Raw genomic sequence first — 16731 nt, 5'->3', positions numbered from 1 at the left:
ATACCTTATATGGATAATATGTGTAAGAAATGTATCTCTCTCCTGGCTGTATCCTTGACGCTTTTCGGTTGTACGACCGAAAAGACATGGGATTTTCAGACCGATTATTTCAGTATCGGCATTAACGACAAGGGGTATATCACGAGTATGAAGAATACGACTGTCTCCCCGAACCGCGAGTTCAGTCCTGCCGACAAACCCTCTCCGTTGCTGTCGCTCTATGATAGTGAAAAGAAAGTGTATTATACGCCCCAAAAGGCCGTTTATAATGCAGAGGCTGATTGCTTTACCCTCGAATACCCGAACGGTTCGGTAGCAACGATAACCCTGCAACCGGCCGATAAATATTTCAAACTGACCCTGAACAGCCTCGAACCCCGGAATGGCATCGACTGCATCCAATGGGGTTCTTATTATACCAATATCGACAACCTGTTGGGCGAAATCATCGGAGTGGCCCGCGATACCAGCGATGTAGTCAATTACAGCATCGGTATGCTTGCCCTCAACGACAATACCATTGGCGGTACCGCCGATATAGAAGGGGATGCGGCTCCGTTCCAATATATCATTCACACGCCCGACGCGAAACGTTTCCCGTTGCCGGATAGCCTGCATGAAGGACAGGTGTTTACACTGGGCGGAAACGGTATCAGCGACGTCGCTTTCTATGCCAATAAAGAACCTTATTACCGCATCATGTACGGAAATGCCGCGATGGCCGATAGTCTGGGACGTATCTTTTTGAATTATCAGTCGCGCGACCGTACGAAAAGCCGTCAGGTTCATTATTCCCTGATACCTAATATGCCGGCCAATATTCCGAACCATATCGATGTGGAACCGATTCCGGGAGTCGATTTTATCGGTTCTTCCATCGCCTTGTGGGGAAGTCCCGACAGCACGGCTTTGATGGACGTGATACAGGATATCGTCCTGTCCGAAGGATTGCCTCATCCGACTGTCAATGGGAAATGGATTAAAGACCCAGCTGCCTATTCGCCCGATGTTATGACCAGCGGAAACCAGTACGACAGCATCATTTCTTATACCGCCAAACTCGGTTTTCCGGCTATCCATGCCTACGACCAGGGTTTCTTGCGTCCCGACCGTGCCAATGAAGGTTATCTGGACGGCAGGAACCAGGAAAAGAAACCTTTCCGCTTTCACTCGGGTAACAAATCACATCGTGAATTTGCTGACATGGCGGCCGCGAAAGGCATCATGCTGGGACGTGTCAATATAACGAATTCACTGGCACCGGGCACGAAGGATGCCAGCCCTGTCCCGAGCGATAGCCTGTGTTATCAGCAGAAACGCATCTTGATGAAAGACCTTTCTCCCGAAGATACCGTTATCATAGTAGATGATCCTACCTATCTGGAAGAAATAGCCAGCTGGGAAGGACATTGTGAAAATCTGAACATGGTAAAGATCGGCAGCGAACTGATTCATTATCTGGGTGTCTCCGAAACGGCCCCTTATACCCTGAAGAATGTGACCAGAGGCTATTGGGGAACCAAGCCAACCGCACATAAAGCGAATGATACCGTCTATAAATTGCAGGTAACCATCAATTACGGTTACGAAGGTATCATCCCGAATCTGGCCCTCCAGGACAAGATCGCCGAATATTATGCCGATGTATCCCATCTGTGCGGTTTGACCCTTTACGACTTCGACGGGCAGGAATTCCTGTTCAATAACGGTCACGGTTACTATTCCGCCAAACGTTTCTTCCGGAAAATGTTCGGTCGGGCGAAAGAGTTGGGAGTCCCTTATATCCGTTTCTCCGGCGCTACCCTGTCGGAAGGTTCGTGGCATTACCAGAGTGTATGGAATGTCGGTGGTGGACGTAACCTCTATGACATCGATACCCGCGAGTGGGGTAGTGCCACCAGTCAGGGAAAAGACTTGCGCGATGTCACTTATTCCAATTATTACCCGGTCTCTTTCGGTGGAAACTTTGCCATTAAAGATACCTCTACCGTTGAGCAGTATGAGCATGTACAGGCAATCTCGGTCGGTTACGGGGCCACTTACTTCTTGGCAATCAACCAGAAAGATGTGGAAAGTTGCCCGCAGAAAGATCAGATATTCGCTGCGATCCGTACCTGGGAAGATGCCCGCCATGCCAACGCTTTCCCCCGTGCGATAAAGAAACTCCTGCGCGACCCGTCTTACGACTGGCGGCTGGAAGCAGGCGCAGACGGTAACAGTTGGACGCTTCACCGGCTTGTCGATGGAAAAAGTGTGGAAACCTTTGACCTGAAACGGGCGAAAGGTTATTAAAATAGCACAGTAGTGTCACTAAGGATAGCATTATAGTGTTACATATAGTAGCTCTATAGTGCTATGCATAGTGGCACTATTGTGTTATTTGTCGTTTGAATCTTGAATCTTTTTAAATAATAATCTATGTATATTTCTTCATCATCTTTTAGCTATCGTCTGTTAAGCGGCTTGCTTTTCTGCCTGCTGATTGCCTGCCGGAATGAGGCAGACAGTAATAATCAATATGTAAATAAATGGATTGGGACCGGTTTGGAAGGAAGGGTGGCTCCTGTGGCGTCTGTTCCGTTCGGGATGATGCAGATAGGAGCGGATACGCGTCCGTATGGTGCCGGCTATCATTATGACGATCCCTCTATCCTGGGCTTCAGCCATCTGCATAAAAGTGGCGGGGGATGTGCCGATTTTCTGGATATCTTATTTATGCCCTTACCATTGAATAGCGGTATGACGGACGAAGAACTTTATTCAAAACAGCATCAGGCGGTATTATCCCATAAAGACGAGAAGGCCGAACCCGGATATTATTCTGTCGGTTTATATGATAAACAATTGACGGTTGAACTGACGGCTTCCCGGCGCTGTGGCCTACAGCGGTATACGTATGCCTCTGAAGGTGAGATACCGGTGATTGTCGATTTAAAATATGGCTCGGAAAGTGCTTGTACCATACAAAGAGAGCATGATGTCGATACGGTGTATGCATCGGCTTTTGAATGGATTGATCCGTATACCGTTCGTGGATATCGTTGCTCGAACGGATGGACGCCGGGGCAGCAGGTTTATTTTTATTCCACCTTTTCTTCCCCTATTAAGGAGTGCGTTTTATATGTCGACGACCGGCGAATGGAAGGGATGACTTCGGCGGAAGGAACGAACATAAAGGCTTTATTGACTTTTGAAAGTAATACGGGCGAATTGGAGGTCCGGACGGCACTCTCCTCGGTGGATACACAGGGAGCTGCCAAGAATCTTTGGGCAGAGACAAAAAATAAAACATTTGATGCCATCCGCGAAGAGGCCGCCGGCAAGTGGCACGATGTGTTAGGGCAGATAGAAATCGAAACGACAGACCGTAAGAAGAAAGAGTTGTTTTATACTTCATTACACAATGTGATGCTGTATCCGTTTTTATTTTCTGATGTGGATCATTGTTTCAGGGGACCGGATTGGCAGGTCCATCAGACGGACGGGTTCGATTATTACGGGGGAGTCATCGGTTTTTGGGATACGTTCCGGGCGGCCTGTCCGCTTCTTTCAGTACTTCATCCGGAGGTGGTCGAAGACTATGTAAAAACGTTGCTGGAGCATTACAAATATGCCGGACAGTTGCCTATCTGGACGTTGTGGGGCATTGAGAATTATCAAATGACCGGAATACATTTGCTTCCCGTAATTACCAATGCTTATTTGAACGGTATTATCGGTTTCGATACGGAACTGGCTCTCAAAGCAATGATTGAATCGGCGATGAAGGATACCTGCGGGTATTCGATGGGCTATTTCGTCGGATTGGAAAATTATAGGAAATACGGTTACGTACCTTGTGATATGGAAATGGAATCGGTGGCCCGCACGCTCGAATATGCTTTCGACGATAGGGCGTTGGCACGTTTTGCCGAACAGATAGGAAGAAGCGAAGAGGCTGCTTATTTCAATGAACAGTCTTTCAATTATAAAAATGTATTTGATGCTGATATTTGCTTTGTCAGGGGAAAGACAAAAGAGGGTAAATGGCGTACACCTTTTGCTCCGTTGGCCTCTTCGCACCGTAAGGATGATTATTGCGAGGGGAATGCCTGGCAGTGGTCTTTCTTTGTTCCTCACGATGTGGAAGGGTTGGCGGCTTTGATGGGCGGAAAGGAACGGTTGGCTGCCCGCCTGGATTCGCTTTTCACGATGTCTTCTGCATTGGAGGGCGACGATGTATCTGGTGATATCTCCGGCCTGATCGGACAATATGCCCATGGCAACGAACCCGGTCATCATACGATTTATATGTATAATAAAGTGGGGCAGCCATATAAAACCCAGAAGTATGTCAATCAGGTACTGACAACCTTGTATAATAATACGCCGGATGGCATATGTGGGAATGAAGATACGGGGCAGATGAGTGCCTGGTATGTCTTTAGTGCCTTAGGTTTCTATCCGATGGACCCGGTTTCCGGCCAATATGAGTTGGGAGCTCCTTTGTTTGAATATGCAAAGATCAAATTGCCTTCGGGAGCGGATTTTATTATAAAGGCCAGGAATCTATCCGATAGCAATATCTATGTCGATAAAGTCTTTTTGAACGGGGAGGAATTGAAGCGAACCTATATTACTTTCGAAGAAGTATTACAGGGAGGAGAACTGGTATTCGAAATGAAGGGAGAAGATATGTTATAGATGTTGTTATGTATACAATAAATGTATGTGTTTTTATTGCTTATATAATTGATAGTCTGTATATTTGCAGTTGTAGGTATTTGAAAAACATAATAATAAGATGTAATTTATACAAGAAGTATGAAAAGTTTGTTGCTAACCTTTTTGATTGCACCGTTATTGATTGGTTGCCAGGATACTCATCCGATAAAGGCAAAGATTGCCCAGTCTCCGAAAACCTTTTGTAACCCGGTCAACCTTAACTACCGGTTTATGAAAATAGATGGAGGTGAGGGGATTCGCGAAGCTGCCGACCCTGTTGTGGTGTCGTTTAAAGACAAATATTACCTGTTTGCCTCAAAGTCGTCCGGCTACTGGTATTCCGAAGATTTTACAGATTGGAAACATGTCTTCATCACCGATTCCGTGTTGCCGATAGAGGATTATGCACCGGGGCTTTTTATACATAAAGACCATCTCTATTATGTCGGTTCTACACATGGAAAAGGCATGCTGTACCGTTCGGCTGCACCGGAAACGGGCGTATGGGAACCGGTGAAGGAAATCTGGTCTTACTGGGACCCTGCTTTTTATGTGGAAGGGGATAATCTCTATATGTACTACGGCTGTTCGCCCGTAGACCCTATCTATGCACAGGTTTTGGACCTGAACACCCTGGAGGCCCGGACAGAAGTGATTACCTGTTTCAACAGTAATAAAGAAGAATATGGCTGGGAACGGACAGGCGAGCACAACGAATTGCCCCGCCGCCCTTATATCGAAGGAGCCTGGATGACGGCTCATCAGGGGAAATATTATTTACAATATGCCGCTCCCGGAACCGAATGGAAATCGTATGCCGACGGAACGTATGTCAGCGACTCTCCCTCGGGTCCTTTTACCTATATGGAAAACAGTCCGGTCTCTTATAAGCCGACAGGCTTTATCGGGGGAGCCGGACATGGCTGTATGTTTACCGTAGGCAGCGAAAACTACTGGAAGGCGGCGACCAATTCCATTTCCGTCCGGCATATGTTCGAACGGCGCGTCTCTTTCTATCCTGCGGGTTTCGATAAAGACGGCTATCTCTATACGGATACTTATCTCGGCGACTATCCGATGTTTTTACCTACGGAAAAAAGACAGGCTTCCAATAGTTTCCAGCCGGGCTGGATGCTGCTTTCTTACGGCAAGACGGTTACGGCTTCCTCTACGTTGGATGGTTTTCCGGCAGAGAACATCGTGGATGAGGATTCGCGTACGGCCTGGGTTGCCGCTACCAACAACGATACGGAATGGTTGCAGGTGAATTTGCAACATCTTTCGTCTGTCAATGCCATTCAGGTCAATTTCGATGAATATGGGGCCAAACAGAAGGGCTTCGTTCCGGGTGTTTACCAGAGTTATGTGATTTATGCCTCGGTGAATGGGGAGGACTGGTATCCGGTAGTGGATTACAGCACGAAAAAGACGGATACCCCGCACGATTATATCGAGTTTGAAGAACCGTTCAAAGCGCGCTATATCAAACTACAGAATAAAGAATATACCGTATCGTCCAACCTCTCGGTCCGCGATTTGAGGATATTCGGAAACGGTTTGGGTAGCAAACCCCGTCCGGTGAATGGCTTTACGGTTAAGCGGAATGAAGAAGACCCGTGTAAAGTCAGCCTGGCCTGGAACGAAGTGCCGCATGCCCAGGGGTATATTGTCCGTTATGGCATTGCCGAAGACAAGTTGTATAGTAATTTCCAGGTGATGGGAGAGACCTCGCTGGAGATCGGTAGCCTGAATAAAGGTGTTACTTATTATTTCACGATAGATACTTATAACGAAAACGGTATTACCCGGACCGAACAGGTGGAGGTCTGCCGTTAATCCATTTAAGAAACAATAGATCAGAGAAATGAAAAGATTGATTTTTACAGTGATGTTATTACTCCCCTGCCTTTGGCTGGGTGCCCAGTCACAGCGGGAGAGAGAGTTGTTGAATCAGGATTGGCTTTTTGCTAAAGGGCATGCGGCTAATCCGGAGAAGGATTTTAATTACGGGCAGGCATTGTCGTTCTCTAAGATTGCCTTTTTGCAGGAGTCGACTATGCTGGATGCAGACCAGGAATCACGTTTGGCTATTCCTCATACGCAACGGTTTGACGACAGCAAGTGGGAGAAGATCTCTTTGCCTCATGACTGGGGGATGGCTTTGGGATATAGCCAAGAGCAATTCAAGATGAAAGGATACCGTAAGTTGGGCGGACGTGCACCCGAAAACAGTGTGGGCTGGTATCGGAAACGGTTTACTCCCGAGTTGGTAAAAGGGAATCGGTATACGCTGGAGTTTGAGGGTATCTTCCGTGATGCACAGGTATGGATGAACGGTGTCTATTTAGGACGCGGTGAGAGTGGTTATGTACCTTTGGTCTTCGATGTAACGGAATGCCTGAATTATGAAAAGGATGCGGAAAATGTGATTTCCGTCCGTGTAGATGCGACTCATTCCGAATTATGGTCGTACGAAGGTGCCGGTATCTATCGGAATGTATGGTTGACCCGCACGGCTCCCGTGCATATCCCGCAATGGGGGACGTTTGTCACCAGCGAAGTGGATCTGCAAAAGAAGGAAGCCCGTGTGAAGGCACAGATAGAAGTGACGAACCAAAGTGGTAAATCGGTCGATCTTATTGTGCAAAACAGTATAATCGACTGTCAAGGGAAAGAAGTAAACAAGTCTGGTACAACCCTTACCGTACCCTCGTTGGAAACGAAAGAGGTGGAAACATACATGGATGTACGGCAGGTTGACTTATGGTCGTTGAAGACTCCGACGCTTTATACGTTGCATACTGATATTTTGTTGGATGGGGCAGTGGTCGATAGCTACGATACCTCTTTCGGTATCCGTGACATCCGTTTCGATGCTAACGAAGGTTTCTTCCTCAATGGCGAACGAGTACAGATCCAGGGGGTATGCTGCCACCAAGACCATGCCGGTGTGGGGATTGCTGTTCCGGACCAACTGAATGCGTGGCGAATCGCCCGTCTGAAAGAGTATGGAGTAAATGCATACCGCGCCTCCCATAATCCTCCGACGGAATCTGTCTTGAATGCTTGCGACACGCTGGGTATGCTGGTCATGGATGAACTGCGTGTATTGAGCTCCAGTGATGAAGGTCTGAGCCAGCTGAAGACAATCATTCGCCGCGACAGGAATCATCCGTCTGTTATCATTTGGTGTTTGGGAAACGAAGAACCTGCCATACAGGGAACAGAGAAGGGGCGTATGATTGTTGAGCGCATGAAAGCCGTTCAGCGCAAACTGGATCCTACTCGTCCGTGCACGGCTGCCATGAACGGTAGTTGGGGGGAAGGTTTTACCTATGCCGTAGATGTACAAGGTTCTAATTATTATAAAATAGGCAATATCGACGCAGTTCATGAAAAGTTCCCGAATCTGCCTTGTATCTTCACCGAAGAGGCAAGTACGGTGATGACGCGTGGTATTTATGAGACTGATGCGAAGAAGGGTTTCCACCAGGCTTACGACCGTGATGTTCCGGGATGGGGAGCACGTGCACAGGAATGGATGCGTTATGTCGATGCACGCAAGTTTGTTGCCGGTGCTTTCGTATGGACCGGATTCGATTATGGAGGCGAGGCGCAGTTGCATTTCTGGCCGGGTGTAGTTTCTCATTTCGGCATATTAGACTATTGCGGCTTCCCGAAAGATGCATTCTGGTATTACAAGGCTTGGTGGACGGAAGAACCGGTGTTGCATGTGCTTCCTCATTGGAATGGAATCGGTACGGATTCGGTCGATGTGCATCTGTATACCAATATGGATGAGGTGGAATTGTTCCTGAATGGCAAAAGCCTGGGTAAAAAGACGGTTGAAAAGTTTGATATTCCAGCTTGGCGTGTTAAATATACCCCGGGTAAGCTGTTGGCCAAAGGGAAGAAGAACGGAAAGAAATACACCGAGTTGGTCGAAACTACCGGAAATCCGGCTTCCTTGCAACTGGTCAGTGAAAACGGTACTTCTATCCAGGGTGATGGTAACGACGTTGCTATCATTACCGTAAAAGTGTTGGATGCCAAAGGACGTGTAGTACCTACTGCTGAAAACGGAATTCATTTCGATGTCCGTAACGGCAAGATTCTGGGAGTGGGTAATGGTAATCCTTGTAGTCAGGAACCGGATGTCTTCCCTGCCGGAAGCGATGTACACCGGAATGCATTTAACGGCTATGCCCAGGTACTTGTCACCAGTGACCGTTCCGGACAACCTATCGAATTGACTGCTGTATCGGAAGGGTTGAAAGAGAGTAAGATAATTGTAGAAGTAACCAAATAAAATAGGCAATTACATGAAAAGCAAACTGAAAAGTATCGTGTTACTGGCCGCTCTCTCTTGGGGCGGCCTGACGGCACAAACGTACGACTATCCGTTTCGTAATCCGGACCTTCCGTTGGATGTCCGGGTACAGGATATCATTTCCCGTCTGACGCTGGAAGAAAAAGTCCAGTTGATGAAGCATGCCGCCCCGGCTGTTCCCCGTTTGGGTATTCCTGCTTATAACTGGTGGAACGAAGCGTTGCATGGCGTGGCCCGTACGAAGGAAAAGGTGACTGTTTTCCCGCAGGCGATCGGTATGGCTGCCACCTTCGACACGGAAGCCCTTCAAAAGATGGGAGATATGACCTCTTCGGAAGGACGCGCCCTGTTCAATGAAGACCTGAAAGCAGGCAAGACCGGCGAAATCTATCGTGGACTGACTTACTGGACTCCGAATATCAATATCTTCCGTGATCCCCGCTGGGGACGTGGACAGGAGTGTTACGGCGAAGATCCTTATCTGACGGGAAAGATGGGATCGGCCATTGTCCGTGGGCTGGAAGGTAGTGATCCTCATTATCTGAAAGCGGTAGCCTGCGCCAAGCATTATGCCGTACATAGCGGACCGGAAGGCAACCGCCATTCCTTTGATGCGCATACCTCTTTGTACGATTTATGGGATACCTATCTGCCGGCTTTCCGTGAGTTGGTGACGAAGGCAAAAGTGCATGGCGTGATGTGTGCCTACAATCGTCTGGAGGGACAGCCTTGTTGCGGACATAATGAGTTGTTGCAGGATATCTTGCGTAACCAGTGGAAGTTCGATGGCTATGTTACTTCCGATTGCTGGGCGGTAAGTGACTTTGCGAAGTATCACAAAACGCATAGCAATGATACGGAAGCGGTGGCAGATGCTGTTTTGGCTGGTACTGACCTGGAGTGTGGTAACTTGTATCAGAAGCTGCAACAGGGAGTAGAGCGAGGTATTATCTCGGAGAAAGAAATCAATGTCTCTTTGGCTCGTCTCTTCAAAATACAGTTTAAACTGGGGATGTATGATCCGGCTGATCGTGTGCCGTATGCTACAATCGGGCGTGAAGTGATCGAATGTGATGCGCATAAGGCACATGCTTACAAGATGGCGCAGGAGTCGATGGTCTTATTGAAGAACAATAAGAATATACTTCCTCTGAATGCGTCTAAAATTAAAAGGATTGCTTTAATCGGTCCGAATATGGATAACGGCAGCACGCTGTTAGCTAACTATTTCGGTGTTCCAAGCGAAATCATTACTCCGTATAAGAGTTTGAAGAAACGTTTTGGTAATACGATTCAAATCGATACGCTGACAGGTGTCGGTATTGTTCAGAAACTGGAGGGTGCTCCTTCCTTTGCTCAAGTAGCCGCTCAAGCTAAGAAAGCAGACATTATCATCTTCGTGGGTGGTATCAGTGCCGATTACGAAGGCGAAGCCGGTGATGCCGGAGCTGCCGGTTACGGCGGGTTTGCCAGCGGTGACCGTACCACAATGAAGTTACCAGCCGTGCAGACAGAATTGATGAAAGAGTTGAAGAAGACAGGCCGTCCGTTGATTCTGGTCAATATGTCCGGTTCGGTTATGAGTTTCGACTGGGAGAGTCGCAATACCGATGCGATCCTGCAAGCCTGGTATGGCGGACAAGCTGCCGGCGATGCCATCACCGATGTTCTCTTTGGCGACTATAACCCGGCCGGCCGTATGCCGTTGACTACCTATATGAATGACGAGGATCTTCCGGATTTCGAGGATTATTCGATGGCAAACCGTACGTATCGTTATTTCAAAGGCGATGTAAGATATCCGTTCGGCTATGGTCTGAGTTATACAACCTTCGGGTATGCTCCTTTGCAGAATGCCTCCACCGTCAAGACCGGAGAAAGTATTCAGGTAACCACAACCGTAACGAACACCGGAAAGCGTGCTGGCGACGAAGTGGTTCAGTTGTACGTATCCCATCCGCAGAACGGCAACACCCGTGTCCCCTTACGTGCTCTGAAAGGTTTCAAACGTATCCATCTGGATAAAGGTGAAAGCCGGCAGGTAACCTTCACCCTTTCTCCCGAAGAACTGTCTTTGGTGGATGAAAAGGGTAACCAGGTCGAGAAAGAAGGCACAGTCGAATTATATATCGGCGGCGGCCAGCCTTATAAATCGGAAGGTAGCTTCGGGGAACTGAAGATTGAAGGGGAGAAATATGTAGTTTATTAATTTCTATTGCATATCACAACTGTGCTCCTTTCATATCACAGTTGGATTCCGTTTGTTTCACAGATGGATTTCTTTTGTATCACAGCTGTGATACGCAAAAAGGATTTGAAGAAAAGAACAAGGGAAAGCAGGCAAACAGCACTGCCTCCCTTGTAATAACTAATAACCGGAAGGGAGATAGAACACTCCGGTATACGAGCTTGCAGGCGATTGATCCGTTTTCATATCTGTTGGGATCAATTACTGCAAGCTTTGTTATTTTTACTCCGATATTGATTGTATAATTATTTATTTACTTATTTTTGCGCGGGGATATAAGGAGATGAAACATCCGCTTTTTACTATTATATACAGAGAAAAAACTATATTGCTATGATTATTAACGAGAGCACATTCAAAGATGCATATAATGATTATTTTGAAATTATATGCCGCTTCCTGAATTATTATACCCGTGATTATCAGGTGATAGAAGAAGTTGTGCAGGATGTCTTTGTAAACCTTTGGGAAGATTACGAAGGAAAAGACGTTCAGTACATCAAGACCTTTCTTTATAATAGTGCCCGTAATCGTATGTTGAACTACCTGCGTGATGAAGAAAACCACAATGTCTTGTTAGAGAAATGGGCCCGCATCGAGTTGGAGAAGAACGAATCTATAGATTGTGTTGACCGGGAATTATTCTATCAACTATTGCAAGCCGCCGTTGAGTCTTTGCCGGAGAAATGCAGAGAAATATTCATCCTGAGCCGCGAAGAGCAACTAAGCTATAAAGAAATAGCACAAGTAAAAGATATATCCGTAAAGACCGTTGAAAATCAGATGGGGATCGCTCTTAAAAAGATCCGGGAGTATCTGGCCGCACACTCTGATGAAACCATTGCCCTTCTCTTCCTTTTACTAAAACTGACAGAAGAATAAAAAAATATTCATATCCTTTTGGGGGTTTTGTCCCTGCCCATGTGTCTACTGAATAAAATAGCAGAACATGGATAAAAAACAGATACCTTACGAACTATTGGCGAAATACCTCTCCCGGCAATGTACGACCGAAGAGCAGGAACAGGTTATCCGCTGGCTTGACGAAGAGCCAGGACATCACCTTTTACTGGATAAGTTAAGAAAACAGTGGGAAGCTGTCCGTTTGGACACTTCTGCTTATGTGATACCGGATAAGAAAATGGTTTGGGGAAAGATACAGGATCGTATCCGGTATAAAGTGAAACAGGTTCCGTTGTATTCACGTTCCCTGTTGATCCGCGTCTCTTCCGTAGCGGCTGTCGTGGCGTTGGTTCTGGGTTTCGCTTTGTCTTCTCTGATCAATACCCCGGAAAAATCCTGGCAGGCTGCTCAGTTTGAAAATGTGATTATAGCTCCTCCCGGACAAAAAACACAACTTGTCTTGCCTGACGGGACGCTTGTCTGGTTGAATTCCGGTTCACGTTTATCTTATAATTATCAATATAGTACATACGACCGTGTCGTCAATCTGGAAGGAGAGGCATTCTTTGATGTAAAGAAAGATACTCAATATCCATTTATTGTGAAAGCCGGGGAAGTAGATGTCAAAGTGCATGGCACAGCCTTCAATGTCAGTACCTATGCGGATGAAGAAAATATTATGGTTGCCCTGCTTCGCGGTAAAGTAAGTCTGTTATCGGCTACTGGCCAGAATTTGTTGACTTATTTATCTCCTAATCAGGAAGCTATAGTTTCTAAGAAGAACTTGTCTTGTCGGGTTGAATCCTGTGATGCGGAAATCGAAGCCAGTTGGCGGCATAACCTGTTAAAGTTTGATGGTGCTCCAGTGGAAGAAGTATGGAAGAAATTGGAGCGTTGGTATGGAGTGGATATTACCTTATCTAATGTGGATACCCTTAAGTCTTATTGGTTTACAATTAAGACGGAATCATTGACGGAATTATTAGAGATGATTAATAAGATATCTCCGATAGAGTATAAACTGAACGGAAAGGAGGTGACGATCAGATATAAATAGAGAGTCTTTTATCAGACGTGTTTTGCCTTATGCGTAAAAGGCACAGAGACCCCTAATCTCCATGCCTTTTGAAATATATATACCTGTACTTTTATCCTGCCGAAAATTAGACAGAATAACTAATTGATATATAAAGGCAAAGATATAATATATTTTATAATCTTAAAGCTATTACATAATGTTTAAATTAAGAAGGAAGTTAATTCCGTTATTACTTGCGTTATTTATATTCAATTCTACTTATGCCCAAAGTGAAAAAATTGATTTATCAATAAAGAATGAATCGCTTCGGCAGTTAATTAAACAGATAGAAACAAAAACTGATTATTCCTTTATGCTGGATCAGACAGTAGATCAGTCACAAAAGGTATCAGTGGAGGCTCGCCAGGAAAGTCTGGATGCTATTTTGAAAAAAGCCTTTGCGGGAAAACAAATCAGCTATGAAGTGGTAGGGAAACAGATTATTCTGAAAATATCGCGTAACAGTCAAAGTAGTCAATCCCGAAAAATTAGTGGTACAGTCAAGGATCAGAATGGGGAATCTGTTATCGGGGCGAATGTCTCTGTAAAAGGTACGACAATTGGAACCATCACTGATATTGATGGAAATTTTATACTGGAAGTGCCGGAGAATGTGGTAATTCAAATTTCCTATATAGGATATATTACCCAGGAGATCAGTTTGGGAAACAAAGAGCATTTGGATGTTCTGTTGAAAGAAGATTTACAATCTTTGGATGAGATTGTTGTGATCGGTTACGGAACAGCTAAAAGAAAAGATTTTACAGGTTCCGTATCTTCCGTCAAGCTGGAGAATTCTCCTATTTCTTTGGCGACAAATACAAATGCATTGGAATCCCTGAAAGGAAATGTGACCGGACTTGATATTGGTGCTACAAATACGGCGGGGGGAACTCCTTCTATGCAGATTCGCGGACAGAATTCCATATCTGGTTCAAACGATCCGTTGGTGGTAGTAGATGGAGTTATATTTATGGGAAGTGTTAATGATATTAACCCTAATGATATAGCTTCTTATGATGTCCTGAAGGATGCTACTTCAGCTGCTGCATATGGTTCCCGTTCTGCTAACGGAGTAATTATTATTACAACTAAAAAAGGTAAGCAAGGCAAGCCGGTCATCCATTTTAATGCAAAAGGAAGCATGCAGTCGTGGCATCTTAAACCGGAACTGATGAATGGCGAACAGTGGCTTGATGCAACTTCTGCGGCAAACGGATATTCTGATTATAGTTTTTTGGTTCCTCAGGAAGAACTGAATTTGAATTCAGGGAAAGAAATCAATTGGCTGGATGAAATCTCACGGACAGGATGGACCCAGGATTATCAGGCTGCCGTATCCGGAGCAGGGGATAGAATGAATTACTATTTGTCTGCTTCTTATACTGAGAGTGGTGGTGTGATAAAAGGAGATGATTATGAACGTGTTTCAGTATTAGCTAAGATAGATACCGATATTACAAGTTGGCTGCAGATCGGTCTTGATGCTGCATATACCCGAACAGATTATTCCGGCCTTGGCGCTAATATCTGGTCTGCTACAATATTATCTCCGTATGCAATGATGTACAGACCGAATGGGATGCTTGAAGCTATACCTGACGGTACACGTGGTAGAGGTAATCCTTTGTGGGGGATCGATGATGAGTCGAAGAAAGAAAATGTAGACTTTCGTGATAATCTTCGTGCGAATGCATATGCCGTAGTTAAATGCCCATGGATTTCCGGTTTAAGTTACCGTTTCAATTATGCAGGAAATCTTAATTACAGGAAATCCGGTGACTTTACGCATGAGTCATACAATGTTCCGGTCGGATCGTATGATGATGATTCGCGTTACTCTGTTGCAACTCAAAATAGTTATTTAAGTAGTGCCGGAGGTAGTATGGCAAACGAAAGAACAACCAGTTATGTGATTGATAATATTTTAAATTATAACCAGGTATTTGGAAAACATAGCATTGATCTGACAGCTGTAGCGACTCGTGACTATCAGAAGTATGAATCTCAGACTTTGTCGGGTAGTGACTTTGCATCGAACGGGAATACGGCTTTAGGGTTGAACGGCCTTCATTACGCTTCTACGCAGAAAATTTCTTTGAATAACTGGAAAAGAACGAATATCGGATATTTTGGACGAGCATCTTATTCGTTTGACGACACTTATTATATGACAGCTTCTTATAGGAGAGACGGTTCGTCTGTTTTTGGTGCAAATAACAAATGGGGTAATTTCTGGGCCATAGGAACAGCCTGGCGTATCACCAATGAACCGTTTATAAAAGGTGTGGCTTTTCTGGATGATATGAAAATAAAACTTTCATGGGGTAAAAACGGAAATCAAGGATTAACACAATATTCCACATTGTCACAGGTTGCAACCGGCCATTCCGGGGGAATATATTATCCTTTTGGTAATTCAGGAAAACCGTCATATGGTATTAACCAGAGTACTATCGGTAATTCAGACTTGGGATGGGAGACAACCGAAGCATGGAATATGGGATTTGAATCAACCTGGTTGAATAGTCGTTTATTCGTCGATGTAGATGTTTATTTCTCTAAAACATATGACCAGATCTTCTCCCGGTCGATTCCTGTTATGACGGGATTTGCAAGTATGTATTCTTCTATGGGAGAAGTCAAAAACAGAGGTGTGGAAGCTACTGTACGGACTGTCAATATTCAGAATAAGGAATTTAACTGGACTACGGGACTGACATTCTGGTTGAACCGTAATAAGTTGGTTCATCTGTATGGTGAGGATCTTGATGGTGATGGAAAGGAAGATGATGATATTGGAAATGGCCTGTTTATAGGGGAGTCGATACATTCTATTTTCGGATATGAACAGGATGGAATTGTTCAGACGGATGATACTGAATATATGAAAGCCAATGGTGTTTCTGCCGGAACTCCTAAGTATGTGGATAAAAACAACGATGGAGTGATTAATGAAAAAGATCGTTCTATCATAGGGAATAAAGCTCCTAATTTCAAACTAAACTTAAGTAACACTTTGCAATATAAAAACTGGGAATTATATGTTATGATTGCCGGTGTATTCGGAGGTAACGGTTATTATCAGGCCGGAAATACGAACGCTTATATAACAGGCGGGGATAGAAAGTGGTTTGCTTCCAACGGTCTGTACATTCCTTATTGGACAGAGGCGAATCCGAGTAACAAATATCCGTCTGCAACTTTTACAGGAGATAGCTATTTCCTGGGATTACAAAGTCGGGCTTATGTTCGTTTGCAGGATGTAACACTTTCATATACATTCAACCAACCATGGGTGAAGAATATGGGAATTAATAATTTTAAAATGTTCATTACAGGGAAAAACCTGGCAACGATTACCGGTTGGGACGGTGGTGATCCGGAAACAGGTAGCACTGCATTAAGTCAGACATATCCGATAATGACGAACGTTTCTTTGGGTTTGAATTTGAGTTTCTAAATTTT

General features: G+C 45.1%; 8 protein-coding genes. All 8 read left to right on the top strand.

Going from position 1 to position 16731, the window contains the following annotated elements; translation table 11 throughout:
- The first annotated feature begins 9 nt into the window (after positions 1-9).
- The 8 genes from HMPREF1535_RS03490 (at position 10) to HMPREF1535_RS03455 (ending at position 16726) form a co-directional block, all read left to right on the top strand.
- On the top strand, positions 10-2292 hold the full coding sequence (locus HMPREF1535_RS03490; RefSeq protein ID WP_244275568.1) for a hypothetical protein: 2283 nt from the start codon (positions 10-12) through the stop codon (positions 2290-2292).
- A gap of 126 nt (positions 2293-2418) precedes the next feature.
- Positions 2419-4683, top strand: a complete 2265-nt coding sequence (locus tag HMPREF1535_RS03485; RefSeq protein WP_046145315.1) for a GH92 family glycosyl hydrolase — start codon at positions 2419-2421, stop codon at positions 4681-4683.
- A 120-nt stretch (positions 4684-4803) separates the two neighbouring features.
- Positions 4804-6540 carry a discoidin domain-containing protein gene (locus HMPREF1535_RS03480; RefSeq protein WP_046145314.1) on the top strand — a complete coding sequence of 579 codons (1737 nt, stop codon included), beginning with the start codon at positions 4804-4806 and terminating at the stop codon, positions 6538-6540.
- Positions 6541-6568: 28 nt separating this feature from the next.
- Positions 6569-9013 carry a beta-galactosidase GalA gene (gene galA, locus HMPREF1535_RS03475; RefSeq protein ID WP_007654754.1) on the top strand — a complete coding sequence of 815 codons (2445 nt, stop codon included), beginning with the start codon at positions 6569-6571 and terminating at the stop codon, positions 9011-9013.
- A 13-nt stretch (positions 9014-9026) separates the two neighbouring features.
- On the top strand, positions 9027-11243 hold the full coding sequence (locus HMPREF1535_RS03470; RefSeq protein ID WP_046145313.1) for a glycoside hydrolase family 3 C-terminal domain-containing protein: 2217 nt from the start codon (positions 9027-9029) through the stop codon (positions 11241-11243).
- Positions 11244-11615: 372 nt separating this feature from the next.
- A complete protein-coding gene (locus tag HMPREF1535_RS03465) occupies positions 11616-12164 on the top strand; it encodes an RNA polymerase sigma-70 factor (protein ID WP_010802056.1) in 549 nt (182 codons plus the stop codon).
- A 67-nt stretch (positions 12165-12231) separates the two neighbouring features.
- The gene (locus HMPREF1535_RS03460) at positions 12232-13242 is read left to right on the top strand and encodes a FecR family protein (RefSeq protein ID WP_046145312.1); all 1011 of its coding nucleotides are present in this window, start codon (positions 12232-12234) and stop codon (positions 13240-13242) included.
- A gap of 334 nt (positions 13243-13576) precedes the next feature.
- On the top strand, positions 13577-16726 hold the full coding sequence (locus tag HMPREF1535_RS03455) for a TonB-dependent receptor (protein ID WP_244275567.1): 3150 nt from the start codon (positions 13577-13579) through the stop codon (positions 16724-16726).
- Positions 16727-16731 lie beyond the last annotated feature (5 nt).

Origin of the sequence: Parabacteroides goldsteinii DSM 19448 = WAL 12034 (assembly GCF_000969835.1) — a bacterium.
Classification (GTDB): domain Bacteria; phylum Bacteroidota; class Bacteroidia; order Bacteroidales; family Tannerellaceae; genus Parabacteroides; species Parabacteroides goldsteinii.
The sequence above is the reverse complement of the archived record's forward strand: the minus strand, read 5'-3'. Positions and strand labels throughout refer to the sequence as shown.

Coding starts and splice junctions, on each gene's coding strand:
- HMPREF1535_RS03465 (WP_010802056.1), top strand. CDS start 11,616: ATGATTATTAACGAGAGCACATTCAAAGATGCATATAATGATTATTTT.
- HMPREF1535_RS03460 (WP_046145312.1), top strand. CDS start 12,232: ATGGATAAAAAACAGATACCTTACGAACTATTGGCGAAATACCTCTCC.
- HMPREF1535_RS03490 (WP_244275568.1), top strand. CDS start 10: ATGGATAATATGTGTAAGAAATGTATCTCTCTCCTGGCTGTATCCTTG.
- HMPREF1535_RS03470 (WP_046145313.1), top strand. CDS start 9,027: ATGAAAAGCAAACTGAAAAGTATCGTGTTACTGGCCGCTCTCTCTTGG.
- HMPREF1535_RS03455 (WP_244275567.1), top strand. CDS start 13,577: ATGCTGGATCAGACAGTAGATCAGTCACAAAAGGTATCAGTGGAGGCT.
- HMPREF1535_RS03485 (WP_046145315.1), top strand. CDS start 2,419: ATGTATATTTCTTCATCATCTTTTAGCTATCGTCTGTTAAGCGGCTTG.
- galA (WP_007654754.1), top strand. CDS start 6,569: ATGAAAAGATTGATTTTTACAGTGATGTTATTACTCCCCTGCCTTTGG.
- HMPREF1535_RS03480 (WP_046145314.1), top strand. CDS start 4,804: ATGAAAAGTTTGTTGCTAACCTTTTTGATTGCACCGTTATTGATTGGT.